This window comes from Stenotrophomonas sp. NPDC077461, from assembly GCF_049545475.1.
Lineage (GTDB): Bacteria > Pseudomonadota > Gammaproteobacteria > Xanthomonadales > Xanthomonadaceae > Stenotrophomonas > Stenotrophomonas nematodicola.
In genome coordinates this window covers 92,464-116,037 of sequence record NZ_JBMWDO010000009.1, presented here as the reverse complement: position 1 = coordinate 116,037, position 23,574 = coordinate 92,464, and the positions used below count along the sequence as shown (strand labels likewise).

Below are 23,574 nucleotides of genomic sequence, written 5' to 3'. Positions count from 1 at the left end.
GCATGCTGCTGCTGGCCCTGAGCCTGTCCCTGCCGTTCACGAGCCTGGCCGCCGAAGACCCGGCCGTGGCCCAGCTCAATCAGCGCCTGCTGACGATCCAGGCCAATCCCGACACGGCCGAACTGGCCGCGTTCCAGCGCCTGCAGGCCCAGCAGGCCGTGGCCGACCTGGCCAAGGCCAAGCGCCGCGACGTCGACCAGGCCCGTTATCTGGCCGAACGCCGGGTCGAGATTGCCGAGTCCAGCGTGCGTGCCGCCCTGGCCCAGCGTGAGGTGGATCGCCTGGAGCGTACCCGCAGCGAACTGCTGATCGAGGCCAGCCGCCGCGATGCGGTACGTGCCCGCCAGGAGGCCGAGCGCCTGCGCGTGCAGGCCCAGATCCAGGCCGAGGAAAGCGAGCGCCTGCGGATCGCGGCCGAAACCGAGGCGCTGGCCCGCCAGGATGCCGAGACCGCGCTGACCAGCGTCGCCGGCAAGCAGACCGCCCGTCTCAGCGCGGCCCAGCAGAGCGCGGCCAAGCTGGCCCGGGAAGAGGCTGAACTGGTGTCCGGCCAGAAGCTTCCCGGCTCCAAGTTCGATACCCGCGGGGAGGTGTTCACCTTCAATGGCGATGCCTTCGCCGCCGGCAAGGGCGCCCTGTCCAGCGGGGCCAAGGGGCAGGCCAAGGCCCTGGCCGAGTACCTGAACATCGGCAGGAAGGGGCGGGTGCGGATCGAGGCCTACGATGCCGCGGCCGGGGTCGGCCAGCAGCGCGCCGACGCCCTGCGCGATGCCCTGGTGGCCGCCGGCGTCAGCGCCAGCCGGTTGCAGGCCACTGGCAAGAAGGCGCCGGCCACCAAGGCCCGGTCGGCCGAGGTGATCATCGCGCCCTGATGCCGGCCGGGTATCGGCAGGTTGCTGTTTTTGTTGAATTTTCGTTGTCCTGCGCGTTCAGGCTGAACCCCACCTTGGTGGGGTCGAAAATATCTTCTGAAACGCTTGAACCGCCTCCCAAGCAAGCGTAGGGTCAATTGTCCGGGACGCCTCCGCGGCCCGGACGATTGGAGGGCCGGTAATGCGTCAGCGTCGCGAATCACAGCCGTTTGTCGCCCCGCATGGGTTGGACGCAGGCTGTGTCGAGGACGCCCGCCGCGCCGCGTGCTCCGCCCCCAAAGCAACGCCCCGTGCCGCAAGGCCGGGGCGTTCTTGTTTCAGCAAGAAGCGATAGGAGGTTCATCATGTTTGAAGGTCAGCCCCAGAGCGAGATCGATGCACGTCGCAAGCGTGATCCGGAATTCAAGGCGCTTTACGAACGGCACCAGAAGTTGAACAAGAAGTGCATGGATGCCGAGCTGGGCGTGCTTCCGATAGACCATCTCACCCTGGGCCAGATGAAGCGTGAGAAGCTGCTGACCAAGCAGAAGCTGGAACGGATGTACGACTCCCCCACGCATTGACGCTATTCGGGTGCCGGCCCAAGGCGGTCGGCACCCGGCACCCCACCGCCGCGGGCGGTACCTGTCACCTCGTCGACGGGTGCCGTCCGCGTCGCTCCTGCCGCTGCCGATGCGCTCGGCCGGCCGGCCCCGATGAATCTGGCGGTTCGACGCCTATCGTGCCCGCCAACCTGACATTCGTCGTCAACCGTCGGATAATCACCGGTCCGGCCGCTCTGCGGCGCGAATCGATGTGACCCGATGGCAATCCACTCCTCCGTACTCGACCTCATTGGCCAGACCCCGATCGTCAAGGCCCAGCGCCTGGATACCGGCGTCTGCGAGCTGTTCCTGAAGCTCGAAAGCGCCAATCCCGGAGGGTCGATCAAGGACCGCATCGGCCTGTCGATGATCGAGGCGGCCGAGCAGCGCGGGGACCTCAAGCCCGGCGCGACGCTGGTGGAAGGCACTGCCGGCAATACCGGCCTGGGCCTGGCGCTGGTGGCGCAGCAGAAGGGCTACAAGCTGATCCTGGTCGTGCCGGACAAGATGTCCCGCGAGAAGATCTTCAACCTGAAAGCGATGGGCGCCGAAGTGCGCCTGACCCGTTCGGACGTGGCCAAGGGCCACCCCGAGTACTACCAGGACATGGCCAAGCGCGTGGCCGAGGAAACCCCGGGCGCCTACTTCATCAACCAGTTCGGCAATCCGGACAACCCGGCGGCGCATGAGTTCGGCACCGGTCCGGAGATTCTTGAGCAGATGGGCGGGGACCTGGACGCGATCGTGTTCGGCTGCGGCAGCTCGGGCACCATGACCGGTCTGTCGCGCGCCTTCGCCACGCTGTCGCCGAAGACCGAACTGGTGCTGGCCGATCCGGTCGGCTCGATCCTGGCCGAGTACATCAATGATGGCGTGCTCAACGACAAGTCGGGCAGTTGGCTGGTGGAAGGCATCGGCGAAGATTTCCTGCCCTCCATCGCCGATTTCAGCCGCGTCACCACGGCCTATGCGATCAGCGACGCCGAGAGCTTCCACACCGCGCGCGAGCTGCTGGGCAAGGAAGGCATCCTCGGTGGCTCCTCCACCGGTACCCTGCTGGCCGCCGCACTCAAGTACTGCAAGGCCCAGACCACCCCGAAGAAGGTGCTGGTCCTGGTCTGCGACACCGGCAACAAGTACTTGTCCAAGATGTACAACGACTACTGGATGCTGGACAACGGCTTCCTGGAGCGCCCGCAGCACGGCGACCTCCGCGACCTGATCCTGCGCCCGTACGGCCAGCGCGACACTGTGGTGATCGGTCCCAACGACCTGCTCACCACCGCCTACCAGCGCATGAAGCTGTATGACGTGTCCCAGCTCCCGGTGATGGATGGCGACCAGCTGGTCGGCATCGTCGACGAAAGCGACGTGCTGCTGCATGTGTACGGCGATGAAGCGCGCTTCCGCGACCCGGTCTCCACCGCGATGGTCAGCAAACTGGACCGGCTGGACGTGAAGTCCCCGATCGAGGCGCTGCTGCCGGTGTTCGACCGCGGCCAGGTGGCCATTGTGATGGACGGTGCCAGCTTCCTGGGCCTGATCACCCGCATCGACCTGCTGAACTACCTGCGCCGGCGGGTCCAGTAACCGCGGCAGGCCGCGCGCGCTGCTCTGAACTCCCGTTTATCCGCGTCAACGGCTGATTAAGCCGCCGCTGATAGACTTCCGCTCCTTTTGCGGGGGCCCTCCGGGGCCCCTCTGGCTGGGAAACAACATGTCCGATCACGCCTCCTCCGCGCACGACGCCCGCGCGCTCGCCCTGGCCACCCTGGCCATCCACGGCGGCCAGTCGCCGGACCCGAGCACCGGTGCGGTGATGCCGCCGATCTACGCGACCTCCACCTATGCACAGTCCAGCCCGGGTGAGCACCAGGGGTTCGAGTACTCGCGCACGCACAATCCCACCCGCTTCGCCTATGAGCGCTGCGTGGCCTCGCTGGAAGGCGGCACCCGCGGCTACGCCTTCGCCTCGGGCATGGCGGCCAGCGCCACGGTGATGGAACTGCTCGATGCCGGCAGCCACGTGGTGGCGATGGATGACATCTACGGCGGCACCTTCCGCCTGTTCGAGCGCGTGCGCCGCCGCACCGCCGGGCTGGAATTCAGCTTCGTCGACTTGACCGACCTGGCCGCCTTCGAGGCGGCGATCACCGCGCAGACGAAGATGGTCTGGATCGAGACCCCGACCAACCCGATGCTGAAGATCGTGGACATCGCCGCGGTAGCCGCCATCGCCAGGCGCCACGGCCTGATCGTGGTGGTGGACAACACCTTCGCCTCGCCGATGCTGCAGCGTCCGCTGGAGCTGGGCGCGGACCTGGTGCTGCACTCGGCCACCAAGTACCTCAACGGCCACTCGGACATGGTCGGTGGCATGGTGGTGGTCGGCGACAACCCCGAGCTGGCCGAACAGATGGCCTTCCTGCAGAACTCCATCGGGGGCGTGCAGGGCCCGTTCGACAGCTTCCTGGCCCTGCGTGGGCTGAAGACCCTGCCGCTGCGCATGAAGGCGCACTGCGCCAATGCGCTGGCCCTGGCCCAGTGGCTGGAGAAGCACCCGGCGGTGGAGAAGGTCATCTACCCGGGCCTGACCTCGCACCCGCAGCACGAATTGGCCACGCGCCAGATGAACGGCTACGGCGGCATTGTGTCGATCGTGCTCAAGGGCGGATACGAGGCGGCCAAGCGCTTCTGCGAGCGCACCACGCTGTTCACCCTGGCCGAATCGCTGGGCGGGGTGGAGAGCCTGGTCAACCATCCGGCGGTGATGACCCATGCCTCGATCCCGGTCGAACGCCGCGAACAGCTCGGCATCAGCGATGCGCTGGTGCGCCTGAGCGTGGGCGTGGAAGACCTGGGGGATCTGCAGGTGGATCTGGAGCGGGCGCTGGCGGGCTGACGCCGCCGATCCGCCGGTTGTTCCTTCGTTTTTTCATCGAGGTAAAGCAGGTTGCATAACACGACCCTCCAGGTCCCCTTCCGCCGCCGCCTGGTCCAGTGGGTGATCCGCCAACCGTGGCTGAAAGCGGTGTACCAGCATGTCCCGGCGTCGCTGCGCGACCGGGTCACCTCGCGCCTGAACGCGCCGGTGGAACTGGTCGGTGTCCGCTTCGCCAACAGCGAGCGCTGGGCCGCCAAGAAGCAGCCCGTCACCGACGCGCCGGTCCGGCTGTTCGACCAGACCACGGTCTTCGGGCCGGAGCAGGGGGTGAACGTCTTTGCCTACCTGCGCGGGCAGTTCGGCCTGGCCGAGTGCGCGCGCATGTACGCGCGCGCCCTGCTGGGTGCCGGCTACCCCACCGCGCTGATCGACGTGGACATCAAGCTGCCCCACGACTGGAACGACCGCAGCCTGGACGCGTATATCCGCGAGGACGCACCGCACGGCGTGCACCTGGTCTTCATCAATCCGGACTACCTGCAGGCATCGCTGGACCAGATCGGCGAGGCACGCCTGGCCGGCAAGTACATCATCGCGTGCTGGTTCTGGGAGCTGGAGAACATTCCGACCTCCTGGTTGCCGGCACTTGAACTGGTGGACGAGATTCTGGTGGCGTCGCAGTACGTTGGCGATGCGTTCGCCAGGGTGACCGACAAGCCGATCCTGTGCGTGCCGCTGCCGTTGAGCGACGTCGGCGACAGCGGGTTGCAGCGGGCCGATTTCGGCATCGACGCGCGTGCGTTCGTGTTCATGACGTCGTTCGACTTCAACTCCTTCGTGCACCGCAAGAATCCATTCGCGGTGATCCGTGCCTTCCAGCGCGCGTTCCCCGATCGCGACCGCAACGTGCAGCTGCTGATCAAGACCAGCAACGGACACCGCAATCCCGAGCGCCTCAAGCTGCTGCTGGACAGCATCGGCGAGGATGCCCGCATCGTCGTGCGCGACCATGTGCTGGACCGGGCCGACGTGCAGGCGCTGCAGCGCTGCGCGGATGTGTACGTGTCGCTGCACCATGCCGAGGGCTTCGGTCTCGGCCTGGCCGAGTGCATGGCCCAGGGCAAGCCGGTGATCGGCACGGCCTGGTCGGGCAACATGGAGTTCATGGATGCCGACAACAGCGCCCTGGTCGGCTACACGCTGGTGCCGGTCGAGGAGGGCGAGTATGCCCACCACGAGGGCCAGCGCTGGGCCGCCGCCGACGAGGGTCAGGCGGCCGACTGGATGCGCCGGCTGGCCGACGAGCCCGGGCTGGCCGATGCGATCGGTGCGCGTGCGCGCGCCTCGGTTCTCCAGACGCTGTCCCCCGAACGCGCCGCCGCCGCACTCATCGCACGCTTGAGTGCGATCAACGGCACCCCCCAGATGTCACGCAATGCCACGGCGACAATGACGCCACCTCAGGGAAGTCCGCACTGATGCACAGCTATTCCACCACCTTCAAAGACCTGCAGGAGGGCATCAAGGGTGCCAAGGTCTCCTTCTACATCGCGATGGGCGACATCCGTGCGCGCTACCGTCGCAGCATCCTGGGGCCCTTCTGGCAATCCCTGGCCACCGCGATCGGTGTGGTCGGTCTGGGCCTGCTCTGGAGCCAGCTGCTCAACATCGAGCGTGAGAAGTTCATCCCCACGCTGACCGCCGGCCTGATCATCTGGCAGATGCTGTCCGGCGTACTGATCGAGAGCTGCGGCCTGTTCGTGCGCCAGGCCTCGATCATCCGCAACGTGGTGATGCCGTTGTCGGTGCACCCGATGAGCGTGGTGACCCGCTACCTGGTCAACTTCGTGCACAGCCTGCTGGTGTTCGTGATCGTCGCGGTGGTGATGCGCATCGACGTGAACCTCAATACGCTGCTGTTCATTCCCGGGATGCTGCTGGTCGTGGCCAACCTGCTCTGGCTGTCGTTCGTGTTCGGCGTGATGGGCGCCCGGTATCGCGACCTGGAGTACGGTGTGGCCTCGGTGATGCCGATGCTGTTCCTGATCAGCCCGGTCATGTACCGCCTGGAATTCCTGCCCTTCTCCTCGGCCATCCTCGAATACAACCCCTTCACCTATCTGATCGAGGTGCTGCGCGCGCCGATGCTGGGCCACGTGCCGAGCCTGCATACCTACCTGGTGCTGGTGGCGATGGCGGTGCTGGGCTGGTTGCTGGCCTTCTGGTTCCTGCACAAAGCCAAGCTGCGCCTGCCTTTCTGGATCTGACATGACCGCCAAGCTCACCTTCGAAAACGTCACCCTGCGTTACCCGATCTACAACTCGCACAGCCTGTCGCTGCGCCGCAACCTGGTCGGCATCGCAACCGGTGGCCGGTTGATGGCCGGCAGCGGCCAGGTGACCCAGGTCACCGCGCTGGAGAACGTCTCCTTCAGCCTGCGCAGCGGCGATGCGGTTGGCATCGTTGGTCACAACGGCGCCGGCAAGAGCACCATGCTGCGCACGATGGCGGGCATCTACACGCCGCTGGAAGGCCGCATCGAGCGGGTCGGCCGCGTCGCCACCATGTTCGAGGTCGGTGCCGGGATGGATCCCGAACTGTCCGGCTACGAGAACATCCGCCGCATGGGCATGATGCTTGGCCTGCCGCTGAAGGAGATCAACGCACGCATCCCCGAGATCGAGGAATTCACCGATCTTGGCGACTTCCTGCAGCTGGCGGTGCGGACCTACTCGGCGGGCATGGCGATGCGCCTGATGTTCGCTGTGGCCACCTGCACCACGCCCGACATCCTGCTGGTCGACGAGGTGTTCGACGTCGGCGACGAAGCCTTCAAGGAACGCGCGGCCAAGCGCATGCGCGAGTTCATCAAGTCCTCGCAGATCTTCTGTCTGGCCTCGCACTCGCCGGAGACGATCGCCGAGTACTGCAACCGGGTGTTCGTGCTGAATCACGGCACGCTGCGGGAAATTTCGGTCTCACAACTCAAGTCAGAAGGATATGGCATTGAATCTCACGCTGGGTAATGCGGTCCGCAACGCCGCCGACATGGCGGCGCAGTCCCGGGCCAGCGATGGCTACCTGGCGCCAGGCGAAGAAGTTGTCCTGAGCAGCTCGCCGTACTCCAGCATGGATGCGGTGACCATGCGCGGCTTCGCGCTGCCGGAGACCGACGGCATCTGGTCCAGCGGGGCGATCAGCTCGATCGATGTCCGCCTGCGCGACGTCAGCGCCGATCGGCGTTATCGGGTGGTCATGGGGGCGCTGGCGTTCGAAGCGGCCGGCCACCGTGCGCTGGTATCGATCGGGATCAATGGCGGACCTGCGCACCAGGTCCTGGCCAACGGGTCGGGCTGGTCGAGCATCAGCGCCGACTGCGACGTGCGGATGGTCGGCAAGGTGCCGATGATCCGGATCGAATTCCAGGTCGCCAACCCGATGTCGCCCACTGCGTTGAGCCTGGGTGACGACAACCGGTTGTTGGGCTTCAAGGTCCGGTCGCTGCAGTTCATGGACATCGGTCCCGCCGCCGTGGTCGCTCCGGCCGCCGTTGCCCAGACGATACCCCTGGACGAACCAGCCGACGCGACCGCGCCGGCGCATGACGGGAGTTCGACAATGGAACGTTTGACGCAGAGTCCAACCGAAACCATCCGCGAACTGGCCAAGCGCGGCCCGATCTGGCGCATGGTGCTGCTCGACAAGAATCCGGTCGTGCGCGTGGTGCGCTGGATGCGGCGGGTCAGCCGCAACCTGTCCGAGATGCGCTACCAGCTGGACCAGATCCGCATCGATTCGGCGCGCCAGACCCGCGAGCTTGCCGAGCGGGTGGACAATATCGAGATCGATGCACGGGTCCAGGAGCGCGAACGGCAGAAGGCCGGCTCCGACGTGGATGCCATCATCCATCGCCTTGAACTGAACCACGCGCGCCTGCTGGCCATCGAGGAATCGGCGCAGCAGGTCGAGCGGCTGCAGGAAGCCAGCCGCACCGAGCATGCCGACAATCTGGAGACCATCGTGGCCACCACCGACGGCCTGGGCCGGGACGTGGCGGTCGTGCTGGATACCTTGAACAAGACCCTGAGCGAGTCGGTCCGGATGCTGCGTGAGTTCGAAAGCGTGGATACCAAGCTGGCCGGCATGGACCAGGCCTTGCGACGCGTGCAGCAGCAGGGCGAGGAACACGCGCGCCATGCGATCACCGGCATCCGTGAACTCCGCGAGCAGCTGCACCTGTCACTGCAGCAGCAGCACGAGCGCGCGACCCAGTCCCAGAGCAGCATCGAGTCGAGCCTGCAGAGCGTGATCGAACGCCAATGGGCCGACGGTGATGAGCTGCGCCGGCACCTGCATACCACCCTCCAGCAGATGGAGGAGCGGCATGAGGCCGAACGCGAGCGCCTGCGCACGCTGTTGCAGGAGACCCTGGAAGAAGGCGTCCAGGCGATGGATGCGCGCCCGGAAGTGGACGTGGACGCGATCCACGAGCACCTGATCGCGCTGCGTGAACGCGTGGATGGCCTGGGCGTGGTCGCCCGTGGCGCACCGCAGACCAACGAGAGCGCAGCCATCCAGGCGTTGCACCTGGTCGGGCTGGTGCACCAGAAGCTGGACAACGGCGAGATCGAAGTCGGTCAGATGCTGGAGCTGCTGCTGAGCATCAAGCAGCGCGTGGACGCGCAGCAGGCGCAGCTGGACAGCCTGGCGGTACAAGGGGCATCCGCCTCTCCGCGCCGCGTCCTGCGCCGCCATGACGGCTGGATCATCGCCACCGAGTTCGGTTCCTTCTCCTGTAGCGAAAGCGACGATCTGCTGGCCATGTGCCTGCTCGACAGCGGCGATGTGGAGCGCGGTCTGCGCCTGTTCATCGAGCATGCGCTGAAGGCCGGTGACGTGTTCGTTGACGCCGGTGCGAACATCGGCCTGCACACCGTGGCGGCGGCGCACGCCGTTGGCCCCGGCGGCAAGGTGATTGCCATCGAGGCCATGCCGCGCACCCTTGAACACCTGCGGGCATCGTTGCGGCTGAGCGGCGTTGAGCCGCAGGTCAAGGTCCTGCCGGTGGCGCTGGGCGCCCAGGACGAGGATGGCCGTGCCTTCCACGTCGGCGCTGTTGCCGGCCACAGCTCGCTGTACCCGCTGGATGAAGAGGTCGAGACCGTTCGGGTGGACGTGCGAACCCTGGATGGCCTGCTGGGCGAACGGCGGATCGATCTGGTCAAGATCGACGTCGAAGGCGCTGAACTGGACGTCCTGGCCGGTATGGAAGGACTGCTGGCGGCCAATCCCGAGATTGGCGTGGTGGCAGAGTATGCGGTGTCGCACCTCGGCCGGGCCGGGACCAGCGAGGCCGACTGGGAGGCATTCCGGGTGCGGCACGGCTTCGACCTGTACCGCATCGACGATCTCACCGGGGCCTGTCTGCCGGTGGAGGCGTTCGCCGCGCTGCGCGACGAAGTCAGCTCCAACATCCTGCTGTGCCGCCCGGGCAGCACGCTTGCGTCCACGATGAATACGGGAGCCGCCGCATGAGCCGGGTCGCCGTGATCGGTGCCGGCGGCCATGCCAAGGTGATCATCGACCTGCTGCGCTGCGGAGGGCACGAGGTGGTGGCATGCCTGGACGCGGGGCGGGTGGGGCAGGTGGTCAATGGCGTGCCGGTGCTGGGCGACGAGCGTGTTGAACTGCCGCGGTTGATGAAGCAGGGCGTGGATGCGGCGTTCGTGGCGCTCGGTGACAATCGCCTGCGTCAGAAAGTCGCCGCCTCCGTCGCCGCGCTCGGGTTGCACATGGTCGCCGCAATCGGGCGATCGGCGGTCGTATCCCCCAGTGCCAGGGTCGGCCGCGGCTGCGCCATCATGGAGGGTGCCGTGGTGAATGCGGACGCCCGGATTGGTGAGTTTGCTATAATCAATACAAACGCCTCCATCGACCATGACTGTGTCGTCGGGCCTTATTCCCACGTTGCACCTGGCAGCGCCCTTGCGGGCGGCGTCGAGGTCGGTGCCGCCGTATTCATGGGCGCCGGGACGCGTGCGATTCCCGGGGTCAAGATCATGGACGGTGCCGTCGTTGGCGCCGGTACGGTCGTGGTAAGGGACATTGCCTCGCCCGGAACCTGGGTTGGCGTGCCGGCAAGACAAATTAAAAACAAGGACTGATCAATGTTGGCGTCAAAGCGGATTCCAGTTGCTGTTCCAAGCCTGACCGGCAACGAAAAGAAGTACGTGGAACAGTGTCTCGACTCGACGTGGATCTCGTCGGCCGGTGAGTTCATCGGCAAGTTCGAGCAGAGCTTCGCCGACTTCTGTGGCGTGCGCCACGCGGTAGCCATCAACAACGGCACCACTGCCATCCATCTGGCACTGGTCGCACTGGGTATCGGCGAAGGCGATGAAGTCCTGATCCCGACCCTGACCTACATCGCTACCGCCAATGCGGTGGCGTACTGCAATGCCAAGCCGGTACTGGTGGATTCCGAACCCGGCACGATGAACATGGATCCGGCCCAGCTGGAAGCCAGGATCACCCCGCGCACCAAGGCCATCATCGTGGTGCACCTGTACGGTCACCCGACCGACATGGGGCCGGTGATGGAACTGGCGCGCAAGCACAACCTCAAGGTGATCGAAGACGCTGCCGAAGCACACGGTGCCGAGTACAACGGCAAGCGCGTGGGCGGCATCGGCGACTGCGCGACCTTCAGCTTCTTCGGCAACAAGATCGTCACCACCGGTGAAGGCGGCATGGTCACCACCGATGACGACGAACTGGCCGCGCGCCTGCGCCTGTACCGTGGCCAGGGCATGGACCCGAAGCGTCGCTACTGGTTCCCGGTGGTGGGCTTCAACTACCGCATGACCAACATCGCCGCCGCCATCGGCCTGGCGCAGATGGAGCGTATCGACGATGCCCTGGCAGCACGCCAGAAGGTGGCTGGCTGGTATGAGCAGGCCCTGGCGGCGCATGCCGATATCATCGAGCGTCCGGTCGTGGCCGATTACGCGCACCACGTGTACTGGATGTACACCGTGCTGCTGACCGGTCTGACCGACGCGCAGCGCGACGAAGTGATGCGCCTGATGGATGCCGACGGGATCGAAACCCGCCCGGTGTTCTATCCGATGCACGTGCTGCCGCCGTACCTGGAGGATGGCAGCCGCTACCCGGTCGCCAACGACCAGGCCGCGCGTGGCATCAACCTGCCGACGCATGCCCAGCTGGAAGCCGAAGACATCGAGCGCGTGGTCGCCTCGCTGGTGTCGGCACTGCGACGCGTGGGCAGCTGACCTTGCGTATCGCCATCTGCTCCTCGTTCGTCCCCTTCGTCAATGGTGGAGCGCGCTTCATCGTTGACTGGCTCGGAAGCCGACTGCGTGAACACGGGCACGAGGTCGAGATCATCTACCTGCCAATGGTGGAGACCCCCACCGACCTGCTGCAGCAGATGGCCGCGTACCGGATGATGGATCTGTCCGATTCGGTGGACCGGGTGATCACCACCCGGCCGCCGGCGCATCTGATCCAGCACCCCAAGAAAGTGGCGTGGTTCATCCACCATTTCCGCATGTACTACGACATGTGGGACACCTCCTACCGCGGCTTCCCAGACGATGCGCGTCATCGCGCATTACGCGGGGCGCTGGTGCGGGCCGATACCACGGCACTGGCTGAATCGCACCGTCTGTTCACCAACTCGCAGGTGGTCGCCGACCGGGTCAAGCGCTACAACGGCCTGAACGCGGAGGTGCTGTATCCGCCGCTGTTCGACGTGTCGCACTTCCGCAACGACCAGCAGGGCGACGAGATCGTCTACATCTGCCGGATGGAGCACCACAAGCGCCAGCACCTGCTGCTGGAGGCCTTCAAGTACGTGACCACGCCGGTCAAGCTGCGCCTGTGCGGCACCAGCAGCGGGCCGGGCTACACCAATGGTCTGCGCGCCTTCATCGTGGCCGAAGGGCTGCAGGATCGCGTGGCCTGCGTGGACCGCTGGATCACCGAGGAAGAGAAGGCGCAGTGGCTGTCCACCGCGCTGGCGGCGGCGTACCTGCCGGAAGACGAGGATTCCTATGGGTATCCCTCGCTGGAGGCGGCACAATCGTCCAAGCCGGTCATCACCACCACCGATTCGGGCGGCGTGCTCGAGTTCGTCGAGCATGGCGTCAACGGCATGATCGCCGAGCCGGATCCACGTGCGCTGGCCGAGGTGATCGATGCACTGTGGCGCGATCGTGAGCACACCCGTCGCATGGGTGAGGCGGCCAAGGCGCGCGTGCAGGAACTGAAGATCAATTGGGACCACGTGCTGGAGCGGTTGCTGTCATGAAGGTACTGGTCGTCAACAACATGGTGCCCGGGCTGCGCGGTGGCGCCGAGGAGCTGGCCGATCAGCTGGTGCTGAACCTGCGCAAGGCCGGTCACCAGTCCGAGCTGCTGCGCATTCCGTTCACCTGGCATCCGCCGGAACGCATCGTCGGCGAAATGCTGATGTGCCGCAGCATGCGCCTGATCAACGTCGATCGCGTGATCGCGATGAAGTTCCCGGCCTATCTGCTGCCCTTCGATGACAAGGTGTTCTGGCTGGCGCACCAGTATCGCCAGGCCTATGACATGTGGGATTCGGGCCACAGCAATATTCCCAACACCCCGGAGGGCCGGCAGATCCGCTCGGCGATCACCGAGGCCGACAACGATGCCTTCTCCCTGGGCCGTGGCGTCTACGCCGTCGGCCGTACGGTGCAGGATCGCCTGATGCACTACAACGGCATTCCGTCCGAGCTGCTGCGTGCGCCGTTGAACGATACCGAGCTGTTTACCGGTGGCGCCCACGGCGATTACATCTTCGCCGGTGGCCGCATCAATGCCGGCAAGCGCCAGCACCGCCTGATCGAGGCGATGGCGCTGACCAAGGCGCCGGTCAAGCTGATCGTGGCCGGGCCGGCCGACACGCCGGAAGATGCCGACCGCCTGCGCGCGCTGGTCGAGACGCACGGTCTGCAGGGCCGGGTGAAGCTGGATATCGGCTTCCATCCGCGCCAGACCATCGCCGACTACGTCAACGGTGCACTGGCCTGCGCCTACCTGCCGATGGCCGAGGACTCCTTCGGGTACGTCACGATGGAAGCCTGCCAAGCCCGCAAGGCGGTGATCACGGTGGACGATTCGGGCGACCTGACCGAGCTGATCAAGGACGGCGACAACGGCTGGGTCTGCGCCGACGACACCACGCAGATCGCCGCGGCACTGACGCAGGCCTTCGCCACCCGGGCGGTGACGCTGGAGCGTGGGCAGAACGCCTACGAAAGCTGGACCCGCCTGGACATCAACTGGGCCACAACGGTGGAGAAACTGACCCGATGAAGCTTATCTGGGCGGGCCCCTACTGCGGTCCTTCGGCAATCGCACGTTTCAGCAGCCATGTCGTCGCCGAACTGCGCGCGCTGGGCCACGATGTGGCGATCTACCGCACCGAAACCGGCGACGCCGCACTCAATGCCCCGCTGCCCGATCCGGTGGTACTCGTGCCGGGCAGTGCGATGGAAGAGGAGTGGCTGCGGACGGCCGATCTGGTATTTGCCAACATCGGCGACCACTACGGGTTCCACGGCGGCATCTTCGAGCTGGCACGCAAGCGCCCGTTCGTCGGTGTCATGCATGACTGGTTCGTGCTGAACCTGTTCTGGGATCGCCTGAAGGCCGAAGGCCGGCCGCAGGATGCCCCGCGCGTGATCCAGGGCCTTTACGGCCAGGAGGCGGGTGAACTGTGCGCGGCAGCGACCAGCGAAACCATCATGACCGTGGCTGCCGAGCATTTCCCGATGACGCAGTGGGCGGTCTCCGACCTGCTCGGCTGCATCATCCATTCCGAGTTCTACCGCGCCAAGGTCCAGGCCCGCTGCCCGGGGCCGGTGCACAAGCTGTCGCTTGCCTACCCCGCGCCGAACGTGCCGCAGGATCGCCGCGCGCCGGTGGAGGACCGCTCGCGCCTGCGCCTGTGCACGCTGGGTGTGGTCAATCCGAACAAGTGCGTGGACAAGGTCGTGCGCGCCTTGGCGCGCGACCCCGAACTGGCGGCACGCACCGAGTACCACGTGCTCGGCGGTGTGGGCGACCAGGAACGCCGGCGCCTGGAGGCGATCTGCGCCGAGGTCGGTTTCCTCGGACTGACCCTGGAAGGCCGCGTCAGCGACGAACGCCTGATCGAAGGCATGGCCGAGGCCGATGCCATCTGCTGCCTGCGCGATCCGGCGCTGGAAGGCGCGTCTGCGTCGGCGGTGGAAGGCATGCAGTCCGGCGTCCCGGTGATTGTCTCCAACGCAGGCTTCTATGCCGATCTGCCCGATGAGTACGTGCTCAAGATTCCGCAGGGCGATTGCGAAGACGAACTGCTTGCACAGCTCCAGCACATCGACCGCCATCGCACCGAAGGTCGGCAGATGGGCGCACGTGCCCGCGAATGGGCACACGGCGAGTTCTCCGCCAAACACTATGCCACCGGCCTGGATCAGCTCATCCCCGAGTTCATCGCATGCGAGCCGTACCTGCTGACCAGCAAGGCGCTGGGCCGTGAGCTTGGCCGGATGGGCATCCCGGGCAACAGTCCCGCCGCCGGCAGGGTCGCTGACGCGCTGGACCGCATGTTTGCCCTGTGAGCGTCGCGCCGACCTTCACTTCACCTCATCACCCAGGAATGAAAACCATGAAATCTGCAGTTATCACCGGTATTTCCGGCCAGGACGGCGCTTACCTGGCGCAGTTGCTCCTTGAAAAGGGCTACAAGGTCTACGGCACCTACCGCCGTACCAGCTCGGTCAACTTCTGGCGTATTGAAGAGCTCGGCATCGAGAAGCACCCGAATCTGCACCTGGTCGAGCACGACCTGCAGGACCTGGGGTCGTCGATCCGCCTGCTGCAGGAAAGCGAGGCCACCGAGGTCTACAACCTGGCTGCCCAGAGCTTCGTGGGCGTGTCCTTCGACCAACCCGTGCTGACCGCGCAGATCACCGCGCTGGGCGCACTGAACCTGCTCGAAGCCATCCGTGCGGTCAACCCGAAGATCCGCTTCTACCAGGCGTCGACCTCGGAGATGTTCGGCCTGGTACAGCAGGTGCCGCAGACCGAGCAGACCCAGTTCTACCCGCGCAGCCCGTACGGCGTGGCCAAGCTCTACGCGCACTGGATGACGGTGAACTACCGCGAGTCCTACGACATGTTCGCGTCCAGCGGCATCCTGTTCAACCACGAGTCCCCGCTGCGCGGCCGCGAGTTCGTGACCCGCAAGATCACCGACTCGGTCGCCAAGATCAAGCTGGGCAAGCTGGATGTGCTGGAGCTGGGCAACCTGGACGCCAAGCGTGACTGGGGCTTTGCCAAGGAATACGTGGAAGGCATGTGGCGGATGCTGCAGGCCGACAAGCCGGACACCTACGTGCTGGCCACCAACCGTACCGAGACCGTGCGCGACTTCGTGACGATGGCGTTCAAGGCCATCGGCGTGGACCTGGCCTGGAATGGCACCGGCCTGGACGAAGTGGGCACCTGCAGCGCCTCGGGCAAGACCCTGGTCAAGATCAACCCGAAGTTCCACCGTCCGGCCGAAGTGGACCTGCTGATCGGCAACCCGGAAAAGGCCAAGCGCGAGCTGGGCTGGGAACCGTCCACCACGCTGGAAGAGCTGTGCGAGATGATGGTGGCTGCCGACCTGCGCCGCAATGAGGCCGGCGCATCGTTCTGACCGGCGAAGTCGTTGCTTAATCGTCCAATCGCGTGGGACGGGCCGGTACTCCGGTCCGTCCACCGCGGTTCCACCTAGGCAGTCGAACCTCAACGGAACTCTCCCATGAAGCCCATCGCAGCGATAACCGGAATCGAGGGATTCACGGGCCCTTACATGGCCGCCGAGCTGGAACGGCTTGGTTACCAGGTGCAGGGAATCAGCCGCAGCCCGATCGCAGGGCGTGAGCACGTCATCGCCGACATCCTGGACCGCGATGCACTGGCGGCGGCGCTGTCCCGCATCCAGCCCCAGGTCGTCGTCCACCTGGCGGGCGTCTCGCACGTCGCGCACCGTGACGTCTCGGCGATCTACCAGGCCAACATCATGGGCACGCGCAATCTGCTCGATGCGCTGGTCGAGTTGGATACGCCCCTGCACAGCGTGGTGCTGCCCAGCAGCGCGCACGTGTACGGTGCCTCCTCCAGCGAACTGCTCACCGAGCAGTCGCCGATGGCACCCTTCAACGATTACGCCATCAGCAAGGTCGCCAGCGAACATGTGGCGCGCCTGTATATGGACCGATTGCCGATCATGGTGACGCGTCCGTTCAATTACACCGGGGTCGGCCAGTCGCCCTCGTTCTTTGTGGCCAAGGTGATCGACCACGCCCGGCGCGGCAGTACCGACCTGCGGCTTGGCAACCTGGACGTGGAGCGGGATTTCACCGATGTCCGCGATCTGGTCCGTTGCTACGGCATGCTGATCGAGCAGCGCTGCCGCGGCGATGTCGTCAACATCTGCAGCGGCGTATCCACCTCGCTGCGCACGGTCATCGATATCGTCAGCGAGCTGTCCGGCCTGGATTTCGCCATTGAAAGCGATTCGGGCCTGATCCGCAGCCATGACGTGGACCGGCTTGCCGGCTCCAATGCGCGCTTCATGGCGCTGACCGGCGGCATCACCTTCCGGCCGCTGCGGGAAACCCTGCAGTGGATGCTCGACGCCTGATCCTGGCGGCCTCCCGGACGGTGCCGATGGCGCGGTCCTGACATGAAAACGCCCCGGAGCGCAGCGCGCTGCCGGGGCGTTTTTTCAAGCGTTTACCGCAAAATTACGGGGTAGCTGCCGTGATCGGCGCACCCTTGTCGTCGCACAGGCCCTTGCCGTCGGCGCAGCGCGCGAACGGGCCCAGCACCAGCACCGGCTGCTGGAAGTTGAAGCCGAACCATGCAACGGCTTCCTGCAGCAGTTCAACCTGCAGCTTGTTGCCGACCAGCAGGGCTGCCGGCACGGAGGCCTTCAGTTCCTGCGACTGGCCGACCTGCAGATCGCCATTCAGCACGGCGCGACCGATGTCCTGGCCACGCTTGCCTTCCGGGTTGGCCGGGTCCGGCACCAGCTGCAGCACGCCGGCGGACACATTCTGGCCGCCGTTGGCCGGCAGCGCGACCTTGCCGTTGTTGGTGACCTTGAAGGCCACGGTCAGGGTGTCGTCAGCCGCGTTGTAGGTGGCCTGACCCACCTGTTCGATGGCGATCGAGACTTCTTCCTGGGTCAGCGGCTTGTTCTGGCTGGCCGCCGCCGCCGGCGCTTCTGCCGGAGCAGCAGCCTGTTCAGCCGCCGCCGGCGCTTCGCTTTCGTTGGAGGAACAGGCCGCCAGTGCGAAGGTGGAGGCAAGAATCAGGGGGAATGCAAACCTGCGGTACTGTGTATTCATGAAATGCTCGATGAGCTGTTGGATTGAAGTGGTCGGATCCATCGACGGCAATCCTTCCAGGGCGTGGAATGGTGGACATGCAACCGGGCGAATGATACAGCGCCGGATCAGTTCGCGGGAGAGGGGGGTACGGGGTCCAGAGACACCCAGTCGATGAGGAAACTCAGGGGGGTGGGGTCGCGGGTCACCGGGCTGTCGAAGGCGATCACATTGGTGCCGATCTTCAGCGCGTCGGCTGGAACCTCGGCGCTCAGCGTGCTGGCGTCCTTCCACGTCACTGCGATCAGATGGTCATTGACACGCAGCTTGATCGACTCCGGCGTGGTCGGCGGCACGATCTGCAGGACACGGGCCGTCAGCGTATACGGGCGGGCGTCCGGCAGCAGGTCGAACTGCAGGGTCGCTTCCGGGAGGGTCTTCCAGGCGGCCGAGCGCCAGACCGGCAGGGTGTGGTTGGCAATCGTCCAGCGGCCGGCGATCCAGCCCGACCCACGGGTCGGCTGCTCCATGCTCCACCACCGACCGAAGTCCCAGCGGAAGCGGTCGCTGGCGCGCTCGGTACGGAACTGCTCGAAGGCCAGCGGCCAGGGCTGACGGCGCAGGATGTTGCGGTAGCGTTCGGCCACGCTGGAGTGGCCGGTTTCGAGCAAGCGCCGGTAGTTCTCCAGCGCCTCCGGGGAGGCGCTGGACGTGGTGGTGCCGTCCGCCTCCAGGGTGACCACTACGGCGGCACTGCGCTTGATCTGGCGGGTCGCTGCCGGGGTGCCCGGGGCACTCACCAGCGGCGCCTCGGTCAGGTTCCAGCCGTCCTCGGTTGCTTCGCAGGTACCCAGCCGTCCCTCCACGTTGGGGAACTGCCAGACGTTGCCAGACGGGCTGCAGATGATCGGCCGCTCGATCGGGCGGTCGTACAGATAGGTCAGTGCCATCACCATCCCCTCGCGGACCATCCAGACGTCGTTGAGCTGGTCGCGCTTGTCGATGATGACCAGGGTCTGGTCGAGCCGGGGCGGGGGCACGTTCCCGACGATGTCGCCGAGCAGGGTCTGCTGCGTGGCCGACAGGCGTCGGTAATGGTCGAACTGGAACATCTGGGCGGCAAAGGCGACCACCAGGGCAGCCGCCGTCACGACCACACCCAGCCCCCAGCTGCGGCGGGTGAGGGCGATCAGCACGCCGACGCACAGAAGGGCGCCACCGGGTGCTGCCCCCAGGAAGGTACGCTGGGAAATCTCCAGGTGCGGCAGGGACGCGGCGAAGGGCAGGTAGCCCAGGCCGATCATCACCAGACCGGTAATCCCCAGGCGTACCACCGAGGTGGACGGCGTGGCGATGTCGGCCAGGGCATTCTCGCCCGGCAGGGCCCGGCTGCTGCGCCAGACGGTGTAACCGACCAGGACCGCGCACAGAGCCAGATAGAGGTGGGTGCGGTACTCGAACCAGGTGATGGCCAGGGCATCCAGCCAACCGCCGACGAGGGTGCGACCGAAGCCGATTCCCACCACGCGCTGAAGGCGGTCCACCACGTCGATCTGCATGGCGGTTCCCACCAGGCTGGCCTGGTAGGTTTCACCGCTGCCCTTGGCGTACAGCACGTAGGCGACGTTGACCAGAATGCCGGCGATCCAGGCAGCGCTGACGATGCGGTGTCCGTTGACCTTGGCCAGAGCGCCGCGCACACCGAAGCGCGCGTACAGCAGCAGCAGCGGAACGACGACGAAGGTCAGCGCGGCCTCATAGGCGAACGTGGCGAGGACGGCGCAGGGAACCGCCAGCAGCATCGCAATGGCACGCTGCCAGGGCTTCTGCAGGGTGTAACCGAACGCGCACAGGGCCACGGCAAGCAGCGACAGCGAGATCGACCAGTCGATATGGAAGGAGCGGAACGAGAGCTGCATCGTGTCGGCGGGGTAGAACACCACCAGCAGCCCGAGCACCGCCGCCCAGCGACGCGAATGGGTCAGCCACCAACCCATCAGGCCGGCGCCGATACCCTTGAGCAGCAGCGAGCCCATCAACAGCGCGTGCCAATAGGCGAACGAGTTGGGATCGAGCAGGTAGCCGATCGCATGCGGAGCCACGGTCAGGGGACGCAGCCGGTGCGGGGCCAGCGGGCCGTCGGGGCTCACCCAGATGAAGGGTTCGCGCAGCGTGAACAGCGCAAGCACGTCCCATTCTTCGATAAGGCCGGTGATGCTGAAGCCAAAGGGCAACCACAGCAGCGCGACCATGATCGCGCACGGCAGGACAAGGAAGCTCCAGCGGCGGAACAGCGCGGTGGATGGGGAAGGCGGGGTGTTCAGGCTCATGGACGGACTCGATGCCGGGCAGACGGAGGATGACTCCGCGCTGCGATGCGGTTAGCGATCCGGACGCTGCAGAAGCGCACGGGTCAGCAGGAAGGAAACAGGAAGCGTGACGACGATGGAAATGATGGGACCCAGTGCGGCCGGGACGTGGAAGTAGCCCACCGTCACCTTGAGCGTGAGCGCACCCAGCACATACACAACGGCGTAGATCAGCGGGAACGCCGCGAACTTCAGCCAGCTGTGCCGGGCCTTGAACACATAGCGCGTGTTCAAGGCGTAGCTGAGTACGATGCCGGCGCAGTAGCTGATCAGGTACGCCGCCTGGTAATGCATGAACCGCAGCAGCACCCAGTACAGCACCAGGGTGGCGCCCGTGTTGAGGGCGCCACCGACCAGGAAACGCAGCGCCAGCACGTGCAGCGGCGGGCGTTGCGGTCCGGTCGGCAGACCGCCGGGAGCGCCGGTATCAACCTGCGGCATGTGCCAGCGACTTGAAGCTGGCGTAGTCGCGGATGTACTCGTCCGAATCGTAGGGTTCGGACGCGAACACCAGCAGTACGGCATCCTTGGAATACTTGTACTGGGTACCCCAGATCATCGGCGGCAGGTGAATGCCCTGGCTGGGCGAATTCAATTCGACATCGATGCGGCGGGTACCGTCATCGGCCAGCACACGCACCGACCCCGACACGCAGACCAGGAACTGGTGGCAACGCTTGTGCGCGTGCTCGCCGCGGGTTTCCTGGGTGGGCACGCCGTACACCAGGAAGTAGCGCTTGGCTGCGAACGGCAGGAAGGAATCAAAATCACCGACCGACAACGAGCCGCGGATGTCCACGTAGCTCGGCATGGTGTACAGCTTGACGCCCGGTACGGCGGTTTCGGCGATGCCCTGCGGTGCGTTGATCTGCGGCGCGTGCGCGGCGCCGTCCTTGTCGCTGACGTAGCCGACGATGCGCCCGGGATTGCCGACCACGATCGCATTCGGGGGGACCGAACGGGTCACCACCGCCCCGGCACCGATCATTGCGCCGCTGCCGATGGTGGTGCCCGCCAGGATCGTGGCGTTGGCACCAATCGACGCGCCGGCTTCCACCACGGTGCCCAGGAACTGGTCGGGGTAGACCTTGCTGCGCGGGAACAGGTCATTGGTGAAGGTGGCATTGGGGCCGACGAACACGTCGTCACCCAGGCGCACGCCGTTCCACAGCTGGACACCGCACTTGATGGTGACGCGGTCGCCGACCACCACGTCCGATTCGACAAAGACGCCGTCGCAGATGTTGCAGTCGCTGCCCAGGCGCGCGCCCGGCAGTACATGGGCGAAGGCCCAGATCCGGGTGCCGTCGCCGATCTGGTCGCTCTCGCACAGGGCGTTGGGATGAACGAAATGACTCACGTGACTTCCTTCTCGAAGGTCTCGACCGATTGGGTGATCGACAGGGGACGCGCCTTGGTGTTCTCAAACGCATGCCAGGCGTAGGTGCCGACAATGCCGAGGCCCAAAGAATTGAGGGCGCCGAAGAACAGGACCGTCAGGATGGTGCCGGCATAGCCGGGCACGGTGACCAGGCCGGATAGCTTGGCTGCCACCACCAGTACGCCGAGCAGCACGGTGAACACCAGCGCCAGCAGGCCCAGTGCCGTGAGCATCCGCACCGGCAGATCGGTAAAGGCGAATACGCTGTCGGACAGGTAGCGCAGCTTCTTGCTCAGCGTCCACGCGCTCTTGCCGTGCTGGCGTTCGCGGCGCTGATACGGGACGAACTCGCGCTTGCCCCCGAGCCAGAACAGCTGTGCCAGCAGGCTGGAATGCGATTCGTTGAGCAGCAGCAGGCGCTCGCGGAAATCCGCGCTTACCGCGAAGATGTCCACGCCGCCCTTCGGAATATCCTTGATGACCAAGCGGCGGTACAGCGCCCAGAAGGCGGTGGACGCCAGCTTGGAGCCCATCGGGTCCTGCCGTGCCTCGCGGATGCCGAAGGCGACATCGTAGTGGTCGGCGGCGTAGCGCTTCCAGAAGTTGATCACCAGATCCGGCGGCTCCTGCAGATCGGCCGCCATCACTGCGGTCACGTCGGCCCGGCTCTGCTGCAGCCCGGTACGGATGGCCGGGAACGCGCCGAAGTTGCGGGTCAGGTTGACCAGCTGGGCGCGGAACGCGCACTGCGGCAGTTTCTCGCGCAGCAGCGCATGGCTGCGATCCGGACTGCCGTCGACCACGAAGATGGCTTCGAAGTCGCCGTCCACCGACCGGGAGATGTGATCGACCGCCTGCAGCAGGTCGTCGATCGACCCCTCGTTGCGGTAGATCGGGACGACCAGCCCAAGCGATGGCGCCGCGCGGCTCAGAACCGGTTGCATGCGGCGATGACCTGGTCGGCTTCTTCGTCGGTCAGTTCCGGGAAGCAGGGCAAGGTGAGCACGCGCTCGGCATCGGCTTCGGTGGCAGGCAGCCGCACGGCATCGAACGCGCCGGCATGGCACGGCTGGCGGTGGTCGCACAGCGGATAGTGGATCTCGGTCTGCACGCCGGCCGCCTGCAGGTGGCTGCGCAGGGCATCGCGATCATCGGTGCGCACCACGTACAGGTGGGCCACGTTGTCCTCGCCCACCGGCGCTGCCACCTGGATGCGCGGGTTGCGGATGCCGGCGGCATAGCGGTTGGCGATGTCGCGGCGGCGCGCATTCCACGCATCCAGGTGCGGCAGCATCGCGCGCAGCATCGCCGCCTGGATTTCGTCCAGTCGGCTGTTGCGGCCACCGCGCAGGCTGTTGGTGTACTTGGCCGACCAGCCGTACTGGCGCAGCTGTGCGGCAGTCTGGGCCAGTGCAGCGTCATTGCTGACAATCGCGCCGCCGTCGCCCAGTGCACCCAGGTTCTTGGTCGGGTAGAAGCTGAAGCTGGCGATGTCGCCGAAGCTGCCGGCGCGCGTCTGGTTGCGCGTGGCGCCATGTGCCTGGGCGCAGTCTTCCACTACCTTGATGCCACGCGCGTGGCACAGTGCCACGATCGCCTCGATATCGGCCAGCTGACCGTACAGGTGGGTGACGATGACCGCCTTCGGCGCAGCGCCGTCGTCCAGCGCTGCCTGCAGGCACGCCACCGACATCACGCCGGTGGTTGCCTCGGTGTCGATGAACAGCGGCGTTGCGCCGCAGGCCAGGACGGCCGACGTGCCGTACATCGCCGCGTTGGCGACCACGCCGACCGTGTCACCCTCGGTCACGCCAAGGGCACGCAGGGACAGTTCCAGCGCATCGGTACCGTTGGCCACGCTGACGCAGTGCGCGGCGCCGCAATACGCGGCGAACTCCTGCTCGAAGGCCTTGACGTTCGGGCCGAGCACGTAATAACCGCTCGCGATGATCTGTCCCGCGATGGCGCCCAACTGCTCCTGCAGGGGGGCGATATGCCGTGACAGGGAGTTGACGGGAATCTGGGTGGTCATGGATGTTGGCTGCAAGAAAAGAGGGAAGGGGCG

At 65.9% G+C, this 23,574-nt stretch carries 21 protein-coding genes; 15 read left to right on the top strand and 6 right to left on the bottom strand.

All coding sequences use genetic code 11. From position 1 onward, the window contains the following. Positions 1-2: 2 nt before the first annotated feature. From ACPEH8_RS15470 to ACPEH8_RS15400, 15 genes are all read left to right on the top strand, one after another. A complete protein-coding gene (locus ACPEH8_RS15470; protein WP_037590765.1) occupies positions 3-872 on the top strand; it encodes an OmpA family protein in 870 nt (289 codons plus the stop codon). Between the two features lie 344 nt (positions 873-1,216). After that, positions 1,217-1,435, top strand: coding sequence for a YdcH family protein (locus ACPEH8_RS15465; RefSeq protein ID WP_017354721.1), 219 nt, complete (start codon positions 1,217-1,219; stop codon positions 1,433-1,435). Positions 1,436-1,675: 240 nt separating this feature from the next. After that, the gene (locus ACPEH8_RS15460; RefSeq protein WP_017354720.1) at positions 1,676-3,046 is read left to right on the top strand and encodes a pyridoxal-phosphate dependent enzyme; all 1,371 of its coding nucleotides are present in this window, start codon (positions 1,676-1,678) and stop codon (positions 3,044-3,046) included. Positions 3,047-3,173: 127 nt separating this feature from the next. After that, positions 3,174-4,358, top strand: a complete 1,185-nt coding sequence (locus ACPEH8_RS15455; protein ID WP_423667347.1) for a cystathionine gamma-synthase — start codon at positions 3,174-3,176, stop codon at positions 4,356-4,358. 51 nt (positions 4,359-4,409) lie between these two features. Beyond that, on the top strand, positions 4,410-5,819 hold the full coding sequence (locus tag ACPEH8_RS15450; RefSeq protein ID WP_166472589.1) for a glycosyltransferase family 4 protein: 1,410 nt from the start codon (positions 4,410-4,412) through the stop codon (positions 5,817-5,819). Then, entirely contained in the window at positions 5,819-6,607 is a 789-nt protein-coding gene (locus tag ACPEH8_RS15445) for an ABC transporter permease (protein ID WP_017354717.1), read from the top strand. The genes ACPEH8_RS15450 and ACPEH8_RS15445 overlap by 1 nt, the downstream gene beginning before the upstream one ends. Position 6,608: 1 nt before the next feature. Then, complete coding sequence (locus tag ACPEH8_RS15440; protein ID WP_017354716.1) at positions 6,609-7,367, top strand: ABC transporter ATP-binding protein; 759 nt, start codon at positions 6,609-6,611, stop codon at positions 7,365-7,367. Beyond that, complete coding sequence (locus ACPEH8_RS15435) at positions 7,348-9,876, top strand: FkbM family methyltransferase (protein WP_423667344.1); 2,529 nt, start codon at positions 7,348-7,350, stop codon at positions 9,874-9,876. Before ACPEH8_RS15440 ends, ACPEH8_RS15435 begins: the two co-directional genes overlap by 20 nt. Next, a complete protein-coding gene (locus ACPEH8_RS15430; protein ID WP_423667341.1) occupies positions 9,873-10,505 on the top strand; it encodes an acetyltransferase in 633 nt (210 codons plus the stop codon). Before ACPEH8_RS15435 ends, ACPEH8_RS15430 begins: the two co-directional genes overlap by 4 nt. Before the next feature lie 3 nt (positions 10,506-10,508). Continuing rightward, positions 10,509-11,633 (top strand): DegT/DnrJ/EryC1/StrS family aminotransferase, encoded by a 1,125-nt coding sequence (locus ACPEH8_RS15425; protein ID WP_026070556.1) that lies wholly within the window; start codon positions 10,509-10,511, stop codon positions 11,631-11,633. A 2-nt stretch (positions 11,634-11,635) separates the two neighbouring features. Continuing rightward, a complete protein-coding gene (locus ACPEH8_RS15420; RefSeq protein ID WP_017354712.1) occupies positions 11,636-12,673 on the top strand; it encodes a glycosyltransferase family 4 protein in 1,038 nt (345 codons plus the stop codon). Continuing rightward, positions 12,670-13,707, top strand: coding sequence for a glycosyltransferase family 4 protein (locus ACPEH8_RS15415; RefSeq protein ID WP_017354711.1), 1,038 nt, complete (start codon positions 12,670-12,672; stop codon positions 13,705-13,707). The genes ACPEH8_RS15420 and ACPEH8_RS15415 overlap by 4 nt, the downstream gene beginning before the upstream one ends. Then, entirely contained in the window at positions 13,704-14,999 is a 1,296-nt protein-coding gene (locus tag ACPEH8_RS15410; protein ID WP_423667338.1) for a glycosyltransferase family 4 protein, read from the top strand. Before ACPEH8_RS15415 ends, ACPEH8_RS15410 begins: the two co-directional genes overlap by 4 nt. Positions 15,000-15,046: 47 nt before the next feature. Further along, entirely contained in the window at positions 15,047-16,081 is a 1,035-nt protein-coding gene (gene gmd, locus ACPEH8_RS15405; protein ID WP_026070555.1) for a GDP-mannose 4,6-dehydratase, read from the top strand. Positions 16,082-16,186: 105 nt separating this feature from the next. Beyond that, a complete protein-coding gene (locus ACPEH8_RS15400) occupies positions 16,187-17,071 on the top strand; it encodes an NAD-dependent epimerase/dehydratase family protein (RefSeq protein WP_026070554.1) in 885 nt (294 codons plus the stop codon). A 103-nt stretch (positions 17,072-17,174) separates the two neighbouring features. Here the strand turns inward: ACPEH8_RS15400 and ACPEH8_RS15395 are convergent, their stop codons facing one another. The 6 genes from ACPEH8_RS15395 to ACPEH8_RS15370 form a co-directional block, all read right to left on the bottom strand. Further along, complete coding sequence (locus ACPEH8_RS15395) at positions 17,175-17,780, bottom strand: hypothetical protein (protein WP_153164928.1); 606 nt, start codon at positions 17,778-17,780, stop codon at positions 17,175-17,177. 107 nt (positions 17,781-17,887) lie between these two features. Then, positions 17,888-20,089, bottom strand: coding sequence for a hypothetical protein (locus ACPEH8_RS15390; protein ID WP_165699800.1), 2,202 nt, complete (start codon positions 20,087-20,089; stop codon positions 17,888-17,890). A 51-nt stretch (positions 20,090-20,140) separates the two neighbouring features. Next, on the bottom strand, positions 20,141-20,569 hold the full coding sequence (locus tag ACPEH8_RS15385) for a GtrA family protein (RefSeq protein WP_017354704.1): 429 nt from the start codon (positions 20,567-20,569) through the stop codon (positions 20,141-20,143). Beyond that, positions 20,556-21,488 (bottom strand): WxcM-like domain-containing protein, encoded by a 933-nt coding sequence (locus ACPEH8_RS15380; protein ID WP_017354703.1) that lies wholly within the window; start codon positions 21,486-21,488, stop codon positions 20,556-20,558. The genes ACPEH8_RS15385 and ACPEH8_RS15380 overlap by 14 nt, the downstream gene beginning before the upstream one ends. Further along, positions 21,485-22,453 (bottom strand): glycosyltransferase family 2 protein, encoded by a 969-nt coding sequence (locus ACPEH8_RS15375; protein WP_017354702.1) that lies wholly within the window; start codon positions 22,451-22,453, stop codon positions 21,485-21,487. Before ACPEH8_RS15375 ends, ACPEH8_RS15380 begins: the two co-directional genes overlap by 4 nt. Further along, on the bottom strand, positions 22,438-23,541 hold the full coding sequence (locus ACPEH8_RS15370) for a DegT/DnrJ/EryC1/StrS family aminotransferase (RefSeq protein ID WP_153164927.1): 1,104 nt from the start codon (positions 23,539-23,541) through the stop codon (positions 22,438-22,440). Before ACPEH8_RS15370 ends, ACPEH8_RS15375 begins: the two co-directional genes overlap by 16 nt. Positions 23,542-23,574: the final 33 nt, after the last annotated feature.

Coding starts and splice junctions, on each gene's coding strand:
- ACPEH8_RS15470 (WP_037590765.1), top strand. CDS start 3: ATGCTGCTGCTGGCCCTGAGCCTGTCCCTGCCGTTCACGAGCCTGGCC.
- ACPEH8_RS15465 (WP_017354721.1), top strand. CDS start 1,217: ATGTTTGAAGGTCAGCCCCAGAGCGAGATCGATGCACGTCGCAAGCGT.
- ACPEH8_RS15460 (WP_017354720.1), top strand. CDS start 1,676: ATGGCAATCCACTCCTCCGTACTCGACCTCATTGGCCAGACCCCGATC.
- ACPEH8_RS15455 (WP_423667347.1), top strand. CDS start 3,174: ATGTCCGATCACGCCTCCTCCGCGCACGACGCCCGCGCGCTCGCCCTG.
- ACPEH8_RS15445 (WP_017354717.1), top strand. CDS start 5,819: ATGCACAGCTATTCCACCACCTTCAAAGACCTGCAGGAGGGCATCAAG.
- ACPEH8_RS15440 (WP_017354716.1), top strand. CDS start 6,609: ATGACCGCCAAGCTCACCTTCGAAAACGTCACCCTGCGTTACCCGATC.
- ACPEH8_RS15430 (WP_423667341.1), top strand. CDS start 9,873: ATGAGCCGGGTCGCCGTGATCGGTGCCGGCGGCCATGCCAAGGTGATC.
- ACPEH8_RS15425 (WP_026070556.1), top strand. CDS start 10,509: ATGTTGGCGTCAAAGCGGATTCCAGTTGCTGTTCCAAGCCTGACCGGC.
- ACPEH8_RS15415 (WP_017354711.1), top strand. CDS start 12,670: ATGAAGGTACTGGTCGTCAACAACATGGTGCCCGGGCTGCGCGGTGGC.
- ACPEH8_RS15410 (WP_423667338.1), top strand. CDS start 13,704: ATGAAGCTTATCTGGGCGGGCCCCTACTGCGGTCCTTCGGCAATCGCA.
- gmd (WP_026070555.1), top strand. CDS start 15,047: ATGAAATCTGCAGTTATCACCGGTATTTCCGGCCAGGACGGCGCTTAC.
- ACPEH8_RS15400 (WP_026070554.1), top strand. CDS start 16,187: ATGAAGCCCATCGCAGCGATAACCGGAATCGAGGGATTCACGGGCCCT.
- ACPEH8_RS15395 (WP_153164928.1), bottom strand. CDS start 17,780: ATGAATACACAGTACCGCAGGTTTGCATTCCCCCTGATTCTTGCCTCC.
- ACPEH8_RS15390 (WP_165699800.1), bottom strand. CDS start 20,089: ATGAGCCTGAACACCCCGCCTTCCCCATCCACCGCGCTGTTCCGCCGC.
- ACPEH8_RS15385 (WP_017354704.1), bottom strand. CDS start 20,569: ATGCCGCAGGTTGATACCGGCGCTCCCGGCGGTCTGCCGACCGGACCG.
- ACPEH8_RS15375 (WP_017354702.1), bottom strand. CDS start 22,453: ATGCAACCGGTTCTGAGCCGCGCGGCGCCATCGCTTGGGCTGGTCGTC.
- ACPEH8_RS15370 (WP_153164927.1), bottom strand. CDS start 23,541: ATGACCACCCAGATTCCCGTCAACTCCCTGTCACGGCATATCGCCCCC.